The sequence below is a fragment of the Bradyrhizobium sp. I71 genome (assembly GCF_022354745.1).
Classification (GTDB): domain Bacteria; phylum Pseudomonadota; class Alphaproteobacteria; order Rhizobiales; family Xanthobacteraceae; genus Bradyrhizobium; species Bradyrhizobium liaoningense.
This window is the reverse complement of the sequence record NZ_CP059398.1, coordinates 1420223-1437757: the sequence shown is the minus strand read 5'-3', so window position 1 is coordinate 1437757 and position 17535 is coordinate 1420223. Positions and strand designations below refer to the sequence as shown.

14 protein-coding genes are annotated in these 17535 nt (G+C 65.8%); 7 read left to right on the top strand and 7 right to left on the bottom strand.

Annotation, left to right across the window (positions count from 1 at the left end):
* Positions 1-1074: 1074 nt before the first annotated feature.
* The 6 genes from FJV43_RS07100 to FJV43_RS07075 form a co-directional block, all read right to left on the bottom strand.
* Positions 1075-2307 (bottom strand): Zn-dependent hydrolase, encoded by a 1233-nt coding sequence (locus FJV43_RS07100; protein ID WP_239625700.1) that lies wholly within the window; start codon positions 2305-2307, stop codon positions 1075-1077.
* Positions 2300-3085 carry an ABC transporter ATP-binding protein gene (locus tag FJV43_RS07095; protein ID WP_239625698.1) on the bottom strand — a complete coding sequence of 262 codons (786 nt, stop codon included), beginning with the start codon at positions 3083-3085 and terminating at the stop codon, positions 2300-2302. The genes FJV43_RS07100 and FJV43_RS07095 overlap by 8 nt, the downstream gene beginning before the upstream one ends.
* Entirely contained in the window at positions 3082-3855 is a 774-nt protein-coding gene (locus tag FJV43_RS07090) for an ABC transporter permease (protein ID WP_239625696.1), read from the bottom strand. The genes FJV43_RS07095 and FJV43_RS07090 overlap by 4 nt, the downstream gene beginning before the upstream one ends.
* A 71-nt stretch (positions 3856-3926) precedes the next feature.
* On the bottom strand, positions 3927-4871 hold the full coding sequence (locus tag FJV43_RS07085) for an ABC transporter substrate-binding protein (protein ID WP_239625695.1): 945 nt from the start codon (positions 4869-4871) through the stop codon (positions 3927-3929).
* Between the two features lie 105 nt (positions 4872-4976).
* The gene (gene hutC / locus FJV43_RS07080; RefSeq protein WP_239625693.1) at positions 4977-5705 is read right to left on the bottom strand and encodes a histidine utilization repressor; all 729 of its coding nucleotides are present in this window, start codon (positions 5703-5705) and stop codon (positions 4977-4979) included.
* Positions 5702-7060, bottom strand: coding sequence for a formimidoylglutamate deiminase (locus FJV43_RS07075; RefSeq protein ID WP_239625691.1), 1359 nt, complete (start codon positions 7058-7060; stop codon positions 5702-5704). The genes hutC and FJV43_RS07075 overlap by 4 nt, the downstream gene beginning before the upstream one ends.
* An 82-nt stretch (positions 7061-7142) precedes the next feature.
* Here FJV43_RS07075 and hutI point away from each other — a divergent pair, with 82 nt between their 5' ends.
* From hutI to hutU, 3 genes are read left to right on the top strand one after another with little or no spacing between them, the layout of a single operon-like run.
* Positions 7143-8357: an imidazolonepropionase gene (gene hutI, locus FJV43_RS07070; protein WP_239625690.1), complete on the top strand. Its 1215-nt coding sequence runs from the start codon at positions 7143-7145 to the stop codon at positions 8355-8357.
* Positions 8354-9913, top strand: a complete 1560-nt coding sequence (gene hutH, locus FJV43_RS07065) for a histidine ammonia-lyase (RefSeq protein WP_239625688.1) — start codon at positions 8354-8356, stop codon at positions 9911-9913. The genes hutI and hutH overlap by 4 nt, the downstream gene beginning before the upstream one ends.
* Positions 9914-9923: 10 nt before the next feature.
* The gene (hutU, locus tag FJV43_RS07060; protein ID WP_239625686.1) at positions 9924-11591 is read left to right on the top strand and encodes a urocanate hydratase; all 1668 of its coding nucleotides are present in this window, start codon (positions 9924-9926) and stop codon (positions 11589-11591) included.
* Positions 11592-11630: 39 nt separating this feature from the next.
* Here hutU and FJV43_RS07055 read toward each other — a convergent pair whose 3' ends face one another.
* Positions 11631-12266: a TetR/AcrR family transcriptional regulator gene (locus FJV43_RS07055; protein ID WP_239625684.1), complete on the bottom strand. Its 636-nt coding sequence runs from the start codon at positions 12264-12266 to the stop codon at positions 11631-11633.
* A 252-nt stretch (positions 12267-12518) separates the two neighbouring features.
* Between FJV43_RS07055 and FJV43_RS07050 the strand changes: the two genes are divergently transcribed.
* The 4 genes from FJV43_RS07050 to FJV43_RS07035 are packed head-to-tail and all read left to right on the top strand — an operon-like array spanning position 12519 to position 17534.
* A complete protein-coding gene (locus tag FJV43_RS07050) occupies positions 12519-13379 on the top strand; it encodes a xanthine dehydrogenase family protein subunit M (protein ID WP_239625682.1) in 861 nt (286 codons plus the stop codon).
* Positions 13376-13897 (top strand): (2Fe-2S)-binding protein, encoded by a 522-nt coding sequence (locus FJV43_RS07045; protein WP_239625680.1) that lies wholly within the window; start codon positions 13376-13378, stop codon positions 13895-13897. Before FJV43_RS07050 ends, FJV43_RS07045 begins: the two co-directional genes overlap by 4 nt.
* The gene (locus FJV43_RS07040) at positions 13894-16269 is read left to right on the top strand and encodes a xanthine dehydrogenase family protein molybdopterin-binding subunit (RefSeq protein WP_239625678.1); all 2376 of its coding nucleotides are present in this window, start codon (positions 13894-13896) and stop codon (positions 16267-16269) included. The genes FJV43_RS07045 and FJV43_RS07040 overlap by 4 nt, the downstream gene beginning before the upstream one ends.
* A 23-nt stretch (positions 16270-16292) precedes the next feature.
* Complete coding sequence (locus tag FJV43_RS07035; protein ID WP_239625676.1) at positions 16293-17534, top strand: ABC transporter substrate-binding protein; 1242 nt, start codon at positions 16293-16295, stop codon at positions 17532-17534.
* Position 17535: the final 1 nt, after the last annotated feature.

Here is a 17535-nt window from a genome sequence, read left to right as displayed (position 1 = left end):
GTTCGTCGTGACCGACGCGTGGTGGGCATGCTCTTGTAGCCCGGGTGAGCGAAGCGACACCCGGGAAGTCACGCGCAGAGAGATCCCAGATGTCGCTTCGCTCGTCCGGGCAACGGGACCGGGCTGTGTCGTCGTCTGTCAATCCGGCGCCGTGAAAATATTCCACTTTACCGAAATTCGGATTTGTCGTATGTGTCGCCCATCCCGGCTCATTCTTGAGGGGCGATCGTGTGGTCGTCATTGTCGCGAGCCGGGCTTGCGGTGGACGCGGCAGCGTCGTGCACGAGAGGTGAAGGGCCGGGCGGATTGCTCTCCGTGAGCCCGAAGCTGCGTGTGGACGAGCGGCGCTGCTAGGCTTCGTCGTGCCAGCATTTCGGCGGCAAAGTGCACAACGCCGTCGAACCCTGTGGCGCCAACGAACCGCGCGTACGGCAAAACCGTGTGGTCCTGGCCGTCGTTGCTACGGTCAAGCTCTTGCGGAGGCGGCAGTCGCGTCAACCGGCGCGGCGCCGGTGGATTTCGCGAGAGTGAGGGAGGCCAGAACGAACTCGGCTCCCGGGAGAGCACGGCATAAGCCGTCCGACCATCGCGCAGGGAAGGCCGTGTGTTGGGCTTCACCTGTATGCTGCTGTGCGGTTCTCTGCGTGTGCTCTATGCGCAGCAGACCGCGGGTGCGAGCCGGCACCCGGCCTTCCCTGCGCCCTCTTGGCTCAAGAGGGTGGAACGACGAAGCAAAGCTCGGGCGAATTCAGCCGCGAGAACGCGACGGCATGTCCGCAGCCACATCCACCGTCATTGCGAGGAGCGTAGCGACGAAGCAATCCAGAATCCCTCCGCGGAAAGACTCTGGATTGCTTCGCTTCGCTCGCAATGACGAAGAGGAGGAGAGAGCCTGCGCGAGACTCCACTCTCGTGCCCCGGACGCAGCGCAGCGTCCCTTCGACGGTGCGCTGCAGAGCCGGGGCCCATATCGTTGTTGTCGCCGCGTGGCTCTGGGTCCCGGCTCTGCGCCGCAACGCTGTCGCGTTGCAGCTTGTCCGGGACACAAGCGCTTGCGCGGGTCTCGACCGTCCATCAACTCTGGAGGATCCGCCGGCAAGCGTCGACGAAGACCTGAGCGCCGGTGACGATATCGGCGTCGGCGGTGTTCTCGGTCCAGTGATGGCTGATGCCGCCGATCGACGGCACGAACAGCATGCCCGCAGGCATGACGGTCGCGAGCATCTGCGCGTCATGCCCGGCGCCGCTGGGCATGCGGAGGGACCGGCCGCCGGCCAGGGTCTTGCTCGCGGCCTCGATTGCGTCCTGGAAGCCGGAATTCATCATGGCGGGCGCACCAGTGCGCAACTTCTCGACGGTGACGGTGCAGGGACCGTTCGAACTGGCCTCCTCCGCCATGATCCGCAGCAATTGCTCCAGCCGCGCGATCACGGCCGGATCATCGTCGCGGATCTGGAACAGCATCTCTGCGCCACCCGGAATGATGCTCGGCGCGCCCGGATCGAGCGTGATGCGCCCGGTGGTCCAGACCGTGCGAGGGCCGCAGGCAGACGGAAAGCGTTCGTCGATCCCCACACAAAATTTTGCCAGCGCGAGTCCAGCATCCTTCCGCACTGGCATGCGCGTGGTGCCGGCGTGGTTCTGCTCGCCGGTAAAATTGATCTGGTACTGCCAGATGCCGACGATGGAGGTCACGACGCCGATCGCGAGGCGGCCGCTTTCGAGCGTGTCGCCCTGCTCGATATGCGCCTCCAGATAGCCAACGTGCCGCCCCGGCTCGACGGTGATGCGCGGGCGTCCGGCGAGACCCATGTCGGCAAGCGCATCGCGCATGGTGCGGCCGCTGGTACGGTCGCGCGCGGCGTCGATGTCGGCCTCTGTCACCTGTCCGACATAGGAGCGCGAGCCGAGGAAATGGCCGAAATGTCCCTCCTCGTCGCACCAGGCGGCGACTTCGACCGCGCCTTTGAACGAGGGATCGGTATTGAGCACGCGTGCGGCTTCGAGCGCGTAGACAACGCCGAGCGGACCATCGAGCCAGCCGGCATAGTTCTGGCTCTCCAGATGCGAGCCCGCCAGCAGCTTCGGCCCGGGCTTCGCGCTGGTGCCGAACACGTTGCCGATACCGTCAATCGTCGCAGAGAGGTTGGCCTCGGGCAGCTTCTGAACGAGCCACTCCAGCGAAAGCTTGTGCGGCTCGGAGAAGGTCGGCTTGTGCACGCCGGTCTTGTAGGCGCCCACGGCGCGCAGCGCATGGAGGTCGGCGAGGACGCGATTTCCGTCGGCGCGGGGCTGGGTGTCAGGCATGTTCGGCAACTTTCAGCGCCTCGGTGCGGATCTCCTCGACCAGCCGCTCCTTGAGCTGGACGAATTCAGGCGTGGTCTTGATCTTGTAGGAGCGTGGATGCGGCAGGTCCACATTGATCTCGGCCTTGATGCGGCCGGGACGCGCGCTCATGACGATGACGCGGCTGCCGAGGAAGATCGCTTCCTCGATGTCGTGGGTCACGAACAGCACCGTCTTCTGGTCGCGCTCCCAGATCCCCAGCAGCATTTCCTGCATCAGGGCGCGGGTCTGGTTGTCCAGTGCGCCGAAGGGCTCGTCGAGCAAGAGGATCTTCGGATCATTGGCGAGCGCCCGTGCGATCGCCGTGCGCTGTTGCATGCCGCCGGAGAGCTGCTTCGGCCAATGGTTCTCGAAGCCCGACAATCCGACCTGACGGATGAAGGCATCGGCGATCTTGTTCCGCTCGTCCTGCGCCACGCCGCGCTCGCGCAGGCCAAAGGCAATGTTCTCGCGCACCGTGAGCCACGGGAACAGCGTGTAGGACTGGAACACCATGCCGCGATCGGCGCCCGGGCCGGTCACCTCGCGTCCGTCGAGCGTGACGCGTCCGCTGGTCGGGCGATCGAGGCCGGCGACGATGCGCAGCAGCGTGGACTTGCCGCAGCCGGAGGGACCGAGGATGGTGACGAAGTCGTTGTTGCCGATGACGAGGTCGGTCGGTTCCAGCGCCCTGGTCGGTGCGTTGCCGTGGCGCGCGGGGAAGGTGCGCGAGACCTGCTCGATCTTGAGAATCGTCATGCGAGCTTCCAGGGAAACAGCCAGGCGTTGAACGCCTTGAACAGGAAGTCCGAGATCAGGCCGATCAATCCGATCACGATGATGCCGAAGATGATCTGGCCGGTGTTGAGCAGCGCCTGGCTGTCGGTGATCATGTGACCGATGCCGGAGGACGATCCGATCAGCTCGGCGACGATGACGTAGGTCCAGGCCCAGCCAAGCACCAGCCGCAGGATCTCGGCGATCTCGGGCGCGGAGGAAGGCAGCAGGACCCGGCGGATGATGCCGCGGTCGCCGGCGCCCAGCGTATAGGCGGCTTCGACCAGATCGCGCCGCGTGGCGCCGACGGTCACCGCGACCATCAGGATGACCTGGAATACCGAGCCGATGAAGATCACGAGCAGCTTCTGCAGCTCGCCGATGCCCGCCCACAGGATCAGGAGCGGAATGAAGGCGGAGGCAGGAAGATAGCGTGCGAAGGAGACGAACGGCTCGAGGAACGCCTCGACCGGCTTGTAGGCTCCCATCAGCACGCCGAGCGGCACCGCGATGACCGCCGCGAGGGCGAAGCCGCCGACGACGCGCCAGATCGTCATGCCGATGTCGAACAGGAAGCCATGCTTGGTAAGCAGCTCAACGCCCTCCTGCACCATGGTCAGCGGATTGGCGAGGAACGTCTTCGACACATGGCCGCCGAACGTCGCCCAGGACCAGAAGGCGACGAACAGCACGAAGAACGCGAGGCCGTAGGCCACGCGCTGCCTTGATGTAACAGGGTCCAGGGGACGCATCAAACTGTCTATCCGAATAGTCGATCACGAGCCGGCTCCGCCTCGTGGCGGAACCGGCGGCTTGCAGAAGCTTACTTGATGAAGCTCGCGTCGTAGAGGTCCTCGACCTTCGGCGCGGCCTTGATGATGCCGATCTCGAGCAGGAGGTCGGCGGCCTCCTTGTTGAAGGTCAGGAAGTCGCCGGCGAAGAATTTCTGGTTCGCAGCCTTGTCCTGCCAGCGCAGATATTTCGCCGAATTGCCGAACTGCTCGCCGGTCTGCTTCACGTCCGCGCCCATGATCTCGTAGGACTTGGCCTGGTCCTTGGCGATCATCTCGAGCGCCTCGAAATAGCTGTCGGCGAGCGCCTTGGCGGCCTTGGGATTTTCCGTCAGGAACTTCGGCGTGCAGCCGAAAGTGTCCATGACCATCGGGTAGTCGAGCGTGGTGGCGATGATCTTGCCCTTGTCGGGCGCGGCCCGTACGGTCGACAGGTACGGCTCATAGGTCATCGCGGCATCGTTCTGGCCGGAGACGAAAGCCTGCGCGGCCGCGGCCGGCTCGAGGTTCACGACGGTGACATCCTTCACCGAAAGCCCGTTCTTCTTGAGCATCCAGGCCAGCGCGAAATAGGGCGAGGTACCGGGCGCGGAGGCGGCGACGGTCTTGCCCTTCAGGTCCTTGATCGCGGCGACGTCGTTGCGCACGGCCATGCCGTCGGCACCATAGCTCTTGTCGAGCTGGAAGATCTGCTTGGTCGCTACACCATTGGCGTTCCAGGAGATCCAGGTCTCGACCGTGGTCGCCGCGCACTGGATGTCGCCGGAGGCGATCGCGAGATGGCGGTCCTTCTGCGGGATCTTCTTGATGGTGACGTCGAGGCCGTTCTTCTTGAAGATGCCCGCCTCCCTCGCCAGTGTCAGCGGTGCGAAGCCGGTCCATCCGGAGATGCCGACGCCGACCTTGACGTCGTCGGCGAGCGCGGGAGTGGCGGCCGCGAGAGCAATGATTGTCGCAAATACCTTTGAACTACGCATGATTGTCGTCCTCTTGCCGATCGATGGATTGACGTCCTGTTGATCACTGTCGGCCCATCTGGACCGTTGCCCGAAGCGTTGCACGATTTGTGCCGACATATCCTCTCAGCCTCCCTTGAATCGAGCGACAAGGCGGTGAGAGTCACCGGGATAGAGCAGGCGCACCGCGGTGATGGTGCGCGCGCTGCGCCAGGTGTAGCGGTCGATCACGAGGCAGGGCGCGCCGACGGCGATGTCGAGCGCCTCCGCGGTGCGATCGTCCGCAACGATGGCGCTGATCGTGTGCTCGGCTTCGGTCCATGGGACATGGTGAAGCAGCCACGAGCCGGGAGGCTCGCGCGAGAAGTCCGCGGTCGCGGCATCCGGCACGGACGACAGGTCGATCAGCCTGTCCTCGGCGGCGAAGGGCACGTTGTCGGCGCTGTGGCGGCAGGTGATCGCGACCACCTTGCCCGCCTTTTTGACGCCGAGGCGATCGCGGTCGGCAGCGGTCGCCGCGCGCAGCTTGCGGCCGATCAGCTCGTAGCCGTAAGCGCGGCCGAGGGCGGTGATCTCGGCGCGAATGTCGGCGATCTTGAGCACCGCCGACTGATGCTGCGGCCGGCGCACGAACGAGCCGGCACGGCGCCGCCGCTCGATCAGATCGGCTTGCGCCAGCTCCGACAGCGCCTTGTTCACGGTCATGCGCGAGCAGCCGTAGCGAGCGACCAGTTCATGCTCGAACGGAATGCGATGACCGGGCGGCCACTCGCCGGTCAGGATGCGCTTCTCGATGTCGGCACGGATGCGCTTGTAGAGCGTCGGCTTGTCGGCTGTGTCAGTGGCAAGGCTCATGCGACGAGCCTCCGCACCGACGCATTGAAGCGCTCGCGCGCTGACTGACGCAGCCTGTGCCGGCCGCCTTCGACCACCTTGGCGCCGCCGGCCCAAACGCAATCGATCGCACCGCTGCCGGCCGCAAAGATCCAGCCGTCGATAGCCGCATCCCTCTGACGTCCGGCCAGCGATGGATGCGCAGTGTCGAGGGTGACGATGTCAGCGCGCGCACCGGGCGTGAGGCCGACTGTCGCCAGCGCCAGCGCCCGTGCTCCGCCCGCGAGCGCATGATCGAACAGCGTGCGTCCCGTCGAACGGCCAACGCCACTGGAGAGCACGTTGCGCTGGCGATGCTTCAGGCGCTGGCCGTATTCGAGCTGACGGAGCTCGTCCGCGACGCCGATCAGCACGTTGGAATCGGTGCCCACGCCGAACGCACCGCCGGCGGCAAGAAATTCGCGCGCGGGGAAGATGCCATCGCCGAGGCTCGCTTCGGTGACGGGACAGAGGCCGGCGACCGCACCGGTCCTTGCAATTGCGCTGACCTCTTCGTCTGTCGTGTGCGTTGCGTGAATGAGGCACCAGCGTCGATCGACTGGCGCGTGCTCCAGCAGCCATTGCACCGGGCGCTGTCCCGACCAGGCGAGGCAGTCCTCGACTTCCTTCACCTGCTCGGCCGTATGAATGTGCACCGGCCCGCCGTCGGCCAGCGGAACGATCGCCGTGAGCTCGTTCGGCGTCACCGCGCGCAGGCTGTGCGGCGCGATGCCGATGTTGGCGCCAGGCAATGCGCTGATCGCCTTGCGCGAAGCACCCATCAATGCGGCGAACTGATCGACCGAGCAGATGAAGCGACGCTGGCCGGCATGCGGCGCTGCTCCTCCAAACGAGCCATGCGCATAGAAACTCGGCAGCAGCGTGAGGGCGATGCCTGATGCTTCGGCAGCCAGCGCAATGCGCGAGGCCATTTCGGCAGGATCCGCATAGGGCGAGCCGTCGCGATCATGATGCAGGTAATGAAATTCGCCAACGCGGGTGAAGCCCTGCTCGAGCATCTCGACATAGAGCAGCGTCGCAACAGCCGCGACGTCGTCCGGCGTCATGGCCAGCGCAAAGCGATACATCGTCTCGCGCCAGGTCCAGAAGGTGTCGGTGCTGTCTCCGCGCAGCTCCGCAAGTCCCGCCATGCCGCGCTGGAACGCGTGGCTGTGCAGGCTCGCCAATCCAGGCAGTGCGATTGCGTGGCGTTCATCGCCGGCCACGGGCGCGACATTCGGCGTCACCTCGGCGATCGCGCCGGCGGTGATCACCACCTGCACGTCATTGGCCCAGCCCGAGGGCAGGAGCGCGGAGGCGAAATGCAGTCGTGTCATGTTTCCATGCCGGCTGGACAGAACTCCCGCACGATTATATGTCTAGACATATAAGTCAAGCATCCCACGAAGGGGCCGTTGCATGGCAGAGCGCTTCGACCGGATCTGGCACAATGCCCGGCTCGCCACGCTACGGGCCGACCGTCCCGACCTCGGCGAGATCGAACTGGGCGTGATCGCCGCGCGCGGCGGCCGTATCGTCTATGCCGGCGCGCAGGCCGATTTTCCGGCGGACGCCGATGCCGCCGAACGGGTCGACTGCGAAGGGCGCTGGATCACGCCCGGCCTCGTCGACTGCCACACCCATCTCGTCTATGGCGGCAACCGCGCGCATGAGTTCGAGCTGCGCCTGAAGGGCGCGAGTTATGAAGAGATTGCGCGCGCCGGCGGCGGCATCGTGTCGACGGTGGCCGCGACGCGCAAGGCGAGCGAGGCCGATCTCGTCGCAAGTGCGCTGCCGCGGCTCGATGCGTTGATCGGCGAGGGCGCAACCACGATCGAGATCAAGTCGGGCTACGGCCTCGACACTGCGACCGAGATGCGGCAGCTCGCAGCCGCACGCAGCCTCGGACGCCGGCGACCGGTTGCGGTCCGCACATCCTTTCTCGGCGCACATGCGCTGCCGGTGGAAGCTGATGGCGACAAGGACCGTTACATCGATCTCGTCTGTCAGGAGATGTTGCCGGCGGTTGCAAAGGCGGGCCTCGCCGATGCCGTCGACGCCTTCATGGAAGGCATTGCGTTCTCGGCTGCGCAAACCGCACGGGTGTTCGAGACGGCGAGGGAGCTCGGCCTGCCGGTCAAGCTGCATGCCGATCAGCTCTCGAACCTCGGCGGTGCTGCGCTTGCCGCGAAATTCTCGGCGCTGTCGGCCGATCATTTGGAGCACACCGACGAGGCCGGCGCCGCCGCAATGGCGAAGGCCGGGACGGTAGCGGTGCTGCTGCCCGGCGCCTTCTACTTCATTCGCGAGACTCAAAAGCCGCCGATCGAGGCGTTCCGCACGCATGGGGTTGCCATGGCGCTCGCGACCGACTGCAATCCCGGCAGCTCGCCACTGACCTCGCTTCTGCTCACGATGAATATGGGCGCGACACTATTCCGGATGAATGTGGCCGAATGCATCGCGGGCGTCACCCGTGAGGGTGCTCGTGCGCTCGGCATCCTCAGCGAAGCCGGCACGCTGGAGACCGGCAAATGGTGCGATCTCGCGATCTGGAACATCGAGCGGCCCGCCGAGCTGGTCTACCGCATCGGCTTCAATCCGCTGCACCGCCGGGTGTGGAGGGGACAATGACGAACGAGGGCGCAGCGATCGTCGTCAAGCCGGGAACGGTCAGTCTCGATGACCTCGCGTGCGTGCTCAATGGTGCGCCCGTCGTGCTCGATCCCTCGTTCTGGCCGCGCATCGAAGCGGCGGCGGAGATCGTCGCAAGAGCTGCGCGCGCGGATGTCCCCGTCTACGGCATCAACACCGGCTTCGGGAAGCTGGCGTCGAAGCGCATTCCGCCCGATCAGACCGCGCTGCTCCAGCGCAACCTGATCGTTTCACATTGCTGCGGCGTCGGCGCGGCGACGCCAGAGCCGATCGTCCGCCTGATGATGGCGCTGAAGATCGTCTCGCTCGGCCGTGGCGCCTCCGGCGTGCGCCGCGAGTTGATCGAGCAGCTGCAGGCCATGCTGGCGCGGGGTGTCACTCCGCTGGTGCCACAGCAGGGCTCCGTGGGCGCCTCCGGCGATCTCGCGCCGCTCGCGCATATGACCGCGGTGATGATCGGCGAGGGGCAGGCGATCGTTGACGGGAAAACCGTGTCCGGCGCTGAAGCACTGGCGGCTGCCGGCCTTGCGCCGCTGACGCTCGGCCCCAAGGAGGGGTTGGCGCTGATCAACGGCACGCAATTTTCGACCGCCTACGCCGTATCGGGCGTGCTGCGTGCATTCCGCTTGGCGCGGGCCGCCCTCGTCACCGGCGCATTGTCGGTGGACGCGGCGATGGCCTCGACCGCGCCGTTCCGGCCCGAGATCCAGGCGTTGCGCGGCCATGCCGGGCAGATCGCCGCGGCGGCGACGCTGACGGCGCTGCTCGATGGCAGCGACATCCGCCTCTCGCATCTCGAAGGCGACGAGCGTGTGCAGGATCCCTATTGCCTGCGCTGCCAGCCACAGGTCGCGGGCGCCGCGCTCGACCTGATCACGCAGGCCGCGCGCACGCTGATCGTCGAGGCCAATGCCGTCACCGACAATCCGCTGGTGCTGGTCGATACCGGGGAGATCGTCTCCGGCGGCAATTTCCATGCCGAGCCGGTCGCCTTTGCTGCCGACGCTATCGCGCTGTCTCTGTCGGAGATCGGCGCGATCAGCGAGCGGCGCATTGCGACATTGGTCGATCCCGCGCTGAATTTCGGCCTGCCGCCGTTCCTCACGCCCGATCCCGGCATCAATTCCGGCTTCATGATCGCCGAGGTCACGGCCGCCGCGCTCTATGCCGAGAACAAGCAGCGCGCGCTCGCCTGCTCGATCGATTCGACGCCGACCAGTGCCAACCAGGAAGATCACGTCTCGATGGCGGCGCACGCCGCGCGGCGGCTGTCCGACATGGCCGACAATCTCGCCGCCATTCTCGGCATCGAGCTCCTCGTCGCCGCGCAAGGCATCACGCTGCGCGCGCCGCATGCGACCAGCAGGCCGCTTGCTGCCGTCATCGCCGCATTGCGCGAGCAGGTGCCGGCACTCGGTGCCGACCGCTATATGGCGGGCGATCTCGCCAAGGCGGCTGCGTTGATCGAGGCCGACATGCTGACGGGCGTCGCGACGGCCGCGCTTTCATCCGATCCATTTCCGAGACTTAGCTGAAGAGGTCCGCATGAACCGCCGACTGGACAATGACCGCACCATCCGCGCGCCTCGCGGCAGCGACATCAGCGCCAGGAGCTGGTTGACGGAAGCGCCCTTGCGCATGCTGATGAACAATCTCGATCCCGATGTCGCGGAACGCCCGAGCGAGCTCGTCGTCTATGGCGGCATCGGCCGCGCCGCGCGTGACTGGGAGAGCTTCGACCGGATCGTTGCGGCCCTGCGCAAACTCGAAGCCGACCAGACGCTGCTGGTTCAGTCCGGCAAGCCGGTCGGCGTGTTCCGGACCCACGCCGACGCCCCACGGGTGCTGATCGCGAACTCCAACATCGTGCCGCATTGGGCAACGCTCGACCATTTCAACGAGCTCGATCGCAAGGGCCTGATGATGTACGGCCAGATGACGGCGGGCTCCTGGATCTATATCGGCAGCCAGGGCATCGTGCAGGGCACCTACGAGACCTTTGTCGAGGTCGGTCGGCGCCATTATGGCGGCAGCCTGGCCGGCAAATGGATCCTCACCGCCGGTCTCGGCGGCATGGGCGGCGCGCAGCCGCTGGCCGCGACCATGGCCGGCGCTTCGATGCTCGCGATCGAATGCCAGCCCAGCCGCATCGAGATGCGCCTGCGCACCGGCTATCTCGATCGCCAGGCCGCAACGCTCGACGAGGCGCTCGCGATCTTGGCAGAGGCCGCGAAGACGAAGAAGGCGGTCTCGGTCGGCCTGCTCGGCAATGCCGCTGAAATCTTCCCGGAGCTGGTTCGCCGTGGTGTCAAGCCTGACGTCGTCACCGACCAGACCAGCGCGCACGATCCGATCAACGGATACTTGCCGAAAGGCTGGACGCTGGCCGATTGGGAGGCGAAACGCGGTTCCGATCCAAAGGCAGTCGAGCGCGCGTCGAAGACCTCGATGGTCGACCATGTCCAGGCCATGCTGGATTTCCACGCGCAGGGCATTCCGACGCTCGACTACGGCAACAACATCCGCCAGATGGCGCAGGACATGGGCCTGAAGAATGCCTTCGATTTCCCCGGCTTCGTCCCTGCCTATATCCGCCCCTTGTTCTGCCGCGGCATCGGACCGTTCCGCTGGGCTGCGCTCTCGGGCGATCCCGAGGACATCTTCAAGACCGATGCCAAGGTCAAAGAGCTGATGCCCGACGACAGGCATCTGCACAATTGGCTCGACATGGCTAAGGAACGCATCAAGTTCCAGGGTCTGCCGGCGCGGATCTGCTGGGTCGGACTCGGTGATCGCCATCGCCTCGGCCTCGCCTTCAACGAGATGGTGGCGCGGGGCGAACTGAAAGCCCCCATCGTGATCGGCCGCGATCATCTCGACAGCGGTTCGGTCGCCAGCCCTAACCGCGAGACCGAGGCGATGAAGGACGGCTCGGACGCTGTGTCCGACTGGCCCTTGCTCAATGCGCTGCTCAATTGCGCCAGCGGCGCGACCTGGGTGTCGCTGCATCATGGTGGGGGCGTCGGCATCGGCTATTCCCAGCACGCCGGCATGGTGATCGTGGCCGACGGCACGCCGGAAGCTGCCAGGCGCATCGAGCGCGTGCTCTGGAACGACCCGGCCAGCGGCGTCATGCGCCACGCCGACGCGGGCTACGAGATCGCGATCGACTGCGCCCGTGACAAGGGGCTCGATCTGCCGAGCTTGGCATAATGGCTGCAGCTCTACCTCTCCCCTCTGGCAGGGGTGAAGTCAAACGCCGAGCCGGGGCGTATTGCTTACCAGTCTTGGCATCGTCGTCTTCGCGCCGTCCATGAAAGTCTGGACGGCGTCGCGGACGATGGCGCCGAGATCGGGCGGGATCGGCGTCGCGTAAATGAACTTGCGGATCGCGAGATAGAAGATGCGGCCGTGCAGGCCCCAGAACAGCTCGGTTTCGCGTTCACTCAATGCGTGAGCTTTTGCGTCGGGCAGCTTCAGCTCATGACGCAGCTCGGCGGCTGCCGGCTCGATGATCTCGCGGCGGACGATGTCGAGATAGCGGCTGGTGATGCCGAACGACTTCATGCCGGAGAACACGAAGATCCTCACCCAATTGTACTCGAACACGCGTTCGACATAGTCGAGATAGAAGCGGGTGAGCCGCGCCTCCAGCGGCAAGGCCCGGTCGCGGATCATCGGTCCCCAATCGGGCGACCAGCGGCTGAGATAGACTTCCTGGTAGACCCGCTCGATCAGCGCCTCCTTGCTGGGGAAGTGGCGGTAGATCGCCGAATGCGTGATGCCCATGCGCTTGGCGAGCTCGCGGGTCTGGCCCTCGAAGCCACGCTCCGCAAAGAACCGGATAGCCTCGTCCACGATCGCGCGCTCCCGATCCGCCGCGCGCATGTTGCGGCGCTTTGGCGCGGACTTGCCTGTCTCGGTCCGCTTTCGGACCAGTCGCTTCGCCGTTTTCTGCGCTTTCCGGGCCATTTCGTCGCTGAATCGTGCGTCTCGGTGCCTTCATAGCCCAAGGCGCATTTGTGACCAAATGGTCATTTCTTGTTGACCGCCCCTCGGCGGCGTGTCAGGATTTTGAGACCAGATGGTTACAAATCTGGCATCCCGGCTGATGAGCCGATGGATTTTCGAGGAAACGCAGTGAAGGCGAGGGCTTTCAGCTATTTTCGTGCTGCGACGATCGACCAGGCGCTGGACGCTCATGCGCGCGCCGGGGACGATGCGCGTTTCATCGCCGGCGGCCAGAGCCTCGTGCCGGCGCTGTCGCTGCGGCTCCAGGCGCCGCGGCTCTTGATCGACATTACGCACATTGCCGAGCTGCGCGGCATCGGGCGCGAGGGCGCCTATTTGCGCATCGGCGCACTGACGCGCCACTGCGAGATGCTGAGCGAGCCGCTGATCGCGGAGTTTGCGCCGCTGCTGCATGCCGCGGCACCCTTCGTCGCCCATCCCGCGATCCGCAACCGCGGCACGTTCGGCGGCAGCGTCGCGCTGGCCGACCCGGCCTCCGAATTCCCCGCGATGACCTTGGCGCTGGATGCCGAGATCGAGATCGCAGGTGCCTCGGGCAGGCGGCGCGTGAAGGCCGATGAGTTCTTCATCGACCTGTTCGAGACGGCATTGCAGCCCGGCGAGCTGATCACGGCCATCTACGTTCCGCTGTTCAAGGCCGATCAGCGCTTTGCGTTCGACGAACTGGCGCGGCGGCGCGGGGATTATGCGCTGGTCGGTTGCGGCATGCTCGCGACTTTCACGAGTGATCGGATCGACGACATCCGCATCTCATTCTTCTCCGTCGGCAATAGGCCGACGCGGGCGAAAGCCGCTGAGGCGGCTCTGATCGGCTTCGGCCTCGATGCGGAACATATCGCTGCCGCACAGGCGGCGCTCGAGGGTGATCTCGCGCCGCCCGAGAACGACGAGGTGCCGCCTGCGATGCGCCTGCACCTCGCCCGCGTGTTGCTTGGCCGCCTGCTTGGACGTCTCGGTGAGGGCGTATGAGAGGCTTCGACGAAACCCTGCTGGACGAGGCCGACGAGACTGTGCGGGTCCGCTTCGTCGTCAACGGCCGCAAGGTCGCCTGCGAGGTTGCTCCGCGCGAGACGCTGGTTGATTGCCTGCGCGACAAGCTCGAGCTGACGGGCACGCATGCCGGTTGCGAGATGGGCGCCTGCGGCGCCTGCCTGGTCCAGATCGACGGCCGCGCCGTGCACTCCTGCCTGATGTTCGCGGTGCAGGCCGACGGTGCCAGGATCGATACGATCGAGGGTCTCACCGAGAGCGGGGCGATCGCCGACCTCCAGGCCGAATTCCATCGCCGCAACGCGCTGCAATGCGGCTTCTGCACGCCGGGCATGCTGGTCAACGCCTACGAGCTGCTCTCGCAGGTGGCACAACCGAGCCGCGAGCAGATCCGCGACGCGCTGTCGGGCAATTATTGCCGCTGCACCGGCTATGAAGCCATCGTCGACGCCATCGACGCCGTCGCCAAAGCACGCAGCGCCGGAGGCGCGAGATGACTGCGCCGCTGACCTCGCTCGACCGCCCGAACTCCTACATCGGCCGCTCCCTGCCGCGGCCGAATGCCAAGCGCCTGCTCGCCGGGCGTGGGCGCTATGTCAGCGACCTCCGTCTGCCGCGCATGCTCCATGCTGCGTTCCTGCGCAGTCCGCATGCCCACGCCAAGATCGTCTCGATCAGGACCGACGAAGCGCGCGCGCTGGAAGGCGTGCATCTCGTCGCGACAGGGACGGACCTCGCAAAGATCTGCACGCCCTGGACCGGCACGCTCGATCATTTCAAGGGCATGACCTCCGCGCCGCAATTGCCGCTGCCGCTGGATCGCGTGGTCTGGGCCGGACAGGCAGTGGTCGCTGTCGTCGCTGAGAACCGTGCGGCCGCCGAGGATGCGCTGGAGTTGATCGAGGTCGACTACGAGGATATTCCCATCATCGTCGACATCGACGGCGCGCGTGAGGCCGGCAGCCCGCTGGTGAATCCCGGCAGCGTGAGCAATGTGTGCTTCCGCAGCCAGCTCGACAGCGGGGCCGTTGATGACGCCTTCGCGCATGCAGCCCATGTGGTGGAGGAGGAATTTTCCTTCGGCCGCCATACCGCGGTGACGCTGGAGCCTCGCGCCATCGTTGCCGACTACGATCCCGCCGCCGGGATGCTCACCGTGCATCATGGCACCCAGACTCCCTACCAGTTCCAGGACCTCTATTCGCGCCACTATGGCATCCCGGAAGCCCGTGTTCGCGTGATCGCGACCGACATCGGCGGCTCCTTCGGTATGAAGCTGCATGTCTATCACGAGGACATGGCGGTGGTCGGCCTCTCGATCCTGCTCGGCCGTCCCGTGAAGTACGTCGCCGACCGCATTGAATCGTTCGTCTCCGACATCCATGCCCGCGACCACCGCGTGCGGGCCCGCATGGCGCTGGACGCCAAGGGCGAGATTCTCGCAATGGACGTGCTGGATCTGACCGCGATCGGCGCATTCTCGACCTATCCACGCACCAGCGTGGTCGAGGGCAACCAGGTGATCCGCCTGATCGGCGCGCCCTACCGCTTCAGGAACTACCGCGCCACGCTGGAGGTGATCTTCCAGAACAAGGTGCAGACCAGCCAATATCGTGCCGTCGGCCATCCCATCGCCTGCGCCGTCACCGAGCGAATGGTCGACATGGCGGCGGCGAAGCTCGGCCTCGATCCTTTCGCCATCCGCGCGCAGAACGTGATCGCCGATGACGCCTATCCGCAGACCTCGCCGACCGGCTACCGCTTCGAGGCGCTGTCGCATCAGGCGTGCCTCGAGCGCCTGCACGAGATGATGGGCTATGACGGCTTGCGTGCCGAGCAGGCGGAGTTGCGCAAGCGCGGCATCTACCGCGGCATCGGCATTGCCACCTTTGTCGAGATCACCAACCCCAGCCCGGCATTCTATGGCGTCGGCGGCGCACGCATCTCCTCGCAGGACGGGGCGATCGTCAGCCTGACGCCGTCGGGCGAGGTGCGCTGCCTGATCTCGGTGACCGAGCAGGGGCAGGGCACCGAGGCGATCATCAGCCAGATCGTGGCCGATCAGCTCGGCCTTGCGCAGGAGCACGTCAAGGTCATCACCGGCGATACCGAGGTGACGCCGCATGGCGGCGCCACCTGGGCCTGCCGCGGCGCCGGCATCGGCGGCGAGACCGCGCTCCAGGCCACGCGCGCGCTCAAGCGCAACATTCTGGAGATCGCCGCGCTCATCCTTCAGGAGCAGCCGTCGGCCCTCGACATCGTCGATGGCGACGTCGTGGACGCAGGCACGCGGAACCAGCGCATGCCGATCTCGGAGATCGCGCGCATTGCCTATTTCCGCTCCGATACGTTGCCGCCGGGCACGCAGGCGCAGCTCACCGTCAGCCATCATTTCGCCCCGCAAGGCTATCCCTTCGCCTTCACCAACGGCATTCAGGGCTGCTCGCTGGAGGTCGATGTCGACACCGGTTTCATCAAGCTCCTGAAGCATTTCATCGTCGAGGATTGCGGCCGGGTCATCAACCCGATGCTGGTGGACGAGCAGCTTCGCGGCGGCATCGTGCAGGGGCTGGGTGCGGCGCTGTTCGAGGAGTGTCGCTACAGCGAGACCGGACAGCTCGTGAACGGCTCGCTCGCCGACTACCTCGTCCCGATGCCGATGGAGATGCCTGACATCGTCATCGCCCATGTCGAGACGCCGACCGCCGACACCGAGCTCGGTGCCAAGGGGGTTGGGGAGGCCGGCACCGCAGCGGCGTCCGCCTGCGTGCTCAACGCGGTCAATGATGCACTCGCGCCGTTCGGCGCCGCCGTCAATTCGATTCCGATCACGCCTGCAAGAGTCCTGAAAGCCCTGAAGCGTTTCTAGAAAAAAGACAGTTGGAGGAAATCATGCCCAAATCCGGTTCGACCCCGAAGATAACCCGCCGCACCGCGCTCGCCGGCCTCTCGGCCAGCGCGGCCCTGCTCGCCATGCCGCGGCTCGGCCGCGCCGCCGACGAGACGATCCGCATCGGCTTCCCGACGCCGCTGACCGGGCCGTTCGCCGCTGAAGCGCGCGATCAGGTCAAATGCGCCGAGCTCGCGGTGAAGCTCGTCAATGACAAGGGTGGCATCGCCGGCCGCAAGGTCGAGCTGCTGGTCCGCGACGACAAGCTCAACGCCGGCGAGGCCGCGACCCGCACGCTCGAGCTGATCGAGAAGGACAAAGTCCATGCCGTGGTCGGCGCGCTCTCCAGCGCGGTGCAGCTGGCCGTCAACGAGGTCACCCGCGCTCGCGGCGTGATCTACGTCTCGATCAGCCAGTCCGACACCATCAATGAGGCCAAGGATTTCAGCAAATACACCTTCCACGAGGCGCTGAACCCGCACATGACGACGGCCGCCGTGGCACGGCAGACCCTGAAGAAGGGCATGAAGGTCGCCCATCTCGTCGCTGATTATGCCTACGGTCACGAGATGCTGCGCGGCTTCAAGCGCGCGCAGGCCGCGATCGGTGCGGACAGTGTCGGCGAGATCCTGCATCCGTTCGGCGCCGCCGACTATTCCACCTTCATGCCGCGCCTGATGTCGATGCGACCCGACGTGCTCTGCATCTCGAATTTCGGTCGCGACCAGGCCAATGCGATCAAGCAGGCCGTGGACTTCGGCGTCAAGCAGCAGATGAAGATCGTCGTTCCGGTCATCCTGCACAATCAGCGCCTCGCCGTCGGCCCCGACGTGTTCGAGGGCGTGGTCGGCGGCGCCAATTACTATTGGGGGCTGGAGACGCAGAGCAAGTCGGCCGCCAGCTTCAACACGGCGTTCAAGGCCGCCAATGGCGGCGCGATTCCGACCGACTATGGCGCCTACGGGTATTCCGGCGTCGGGTCGTTGCTGGCCGCCATGCAGACCGCCGGCGGCACCGATACGGACAAGGTCGTCGATGCCCTGGAGAAGCTGCAATACGATCTGACCAAGGGCCCGCAGCACTACCGCAAATGCGACCATCAGTCGGTTCAGTCGGTGCTGGTGCTGGAGTCCAAGAAGAAGTCGGCCATGGCCAACGAGAACGATCTGTTCGCGATCCTGGCCAACGACGCGGGGGCCGACGACATGCTGCGCAGCTGCAGCGAGCTCGGCCACGCGACCTAAA

Bases quoted from the DNA above. Each gene is read 5' to 3' on its own strand.
- FJV43_RS07100 (WP_239625700.1), bottom strand. From the start codon at position 2,307: ATGCCTGACACCCAGCCCCGCGCCGACGGAAATCGCGTCCTCGCCGAC.
- FJV43_RS07095 (WP_239625698.1), bottom strand. From the start codon at position 3,085: ATGACGATTCTCAAGATCGAGCAGGTCTCGCGCACCTTCCCCGCGCGC.
- FJV43_RS07090 (WP_239625696.1), bottom strand. From the start codon at position 3,855: ATGCGTCCCCTGGACCCTGTTACATCAAGGCAGCGCGTGGCCTACGGC.
- FJV43_RS07085 (WP_239625695.1), bottom strand. From the start codon at position 4,871: ATGCGTAGTTCAAAGGTATTTGCGACAATCATTGCTCTCGCGGCCGCC.
- hutC (WP_239625693.1), bottom strand. From the start codon at position 5,705: ATGAGCCTTGCCACTGACACAGCCGACAAGCCGACGCTCTACAAGCGC.
- FJV43_RS07075 (WP_239625691.1), bottom strand. From the start codon at position 7,060: ATGACACGACTGCATTTCGCCTCCGCGCTCCTGCCCTCGGGCTGGGCC.
- hutI (WP_239625690.1), top strand. From the start codon at position 7,143: ATGGCAGAGCGCTTCGACCGGATCTGGCACAATGCCCGGCTCGCCACG.
- hutH (WP_239625688.1), top strand. From the start codon at position 8,354: ATGACGAACGAGGGCGCAGCGATCGTCGTCAAGCCGGGAACGGTCAGT.
- hutU (WP_239625686.1), top strand. From the start codon at position 9,924: ATGAACCGCCGACTGGACAATGACCGCACCATCCGCGCGCCTCGCGGC.
- FJV43_RS07055 (WP_239625684.1), bottom strand. From the start codon at position 12,266: ATGCGCGCGGCGGATCGGGAGCGCGCGATCGTGGACGAGGCTATCCGG.
- FJV43_RS07045 (WP_239625680.1), top strand. From the start codon at position 13,376: ATGAGAGGCTTCGACGAAACCCTGCTGGACGAGGCCGACGAGACTGTG.
- FJV43_RS07040 (WP_239625678.1), top strand. From the start codon at position 13,894: ATGACTGCGCCGCTGACCTCGCTCGACCGCCCGAACTCCTACATCGGC.
- FJV43_RS07035 (WP_239625676.1), top strand. From the start codon at position 16,293: ATGCCCAAATCCGGTTCGACCCCGAAGATAACCCGCCGCACCGCGCTC.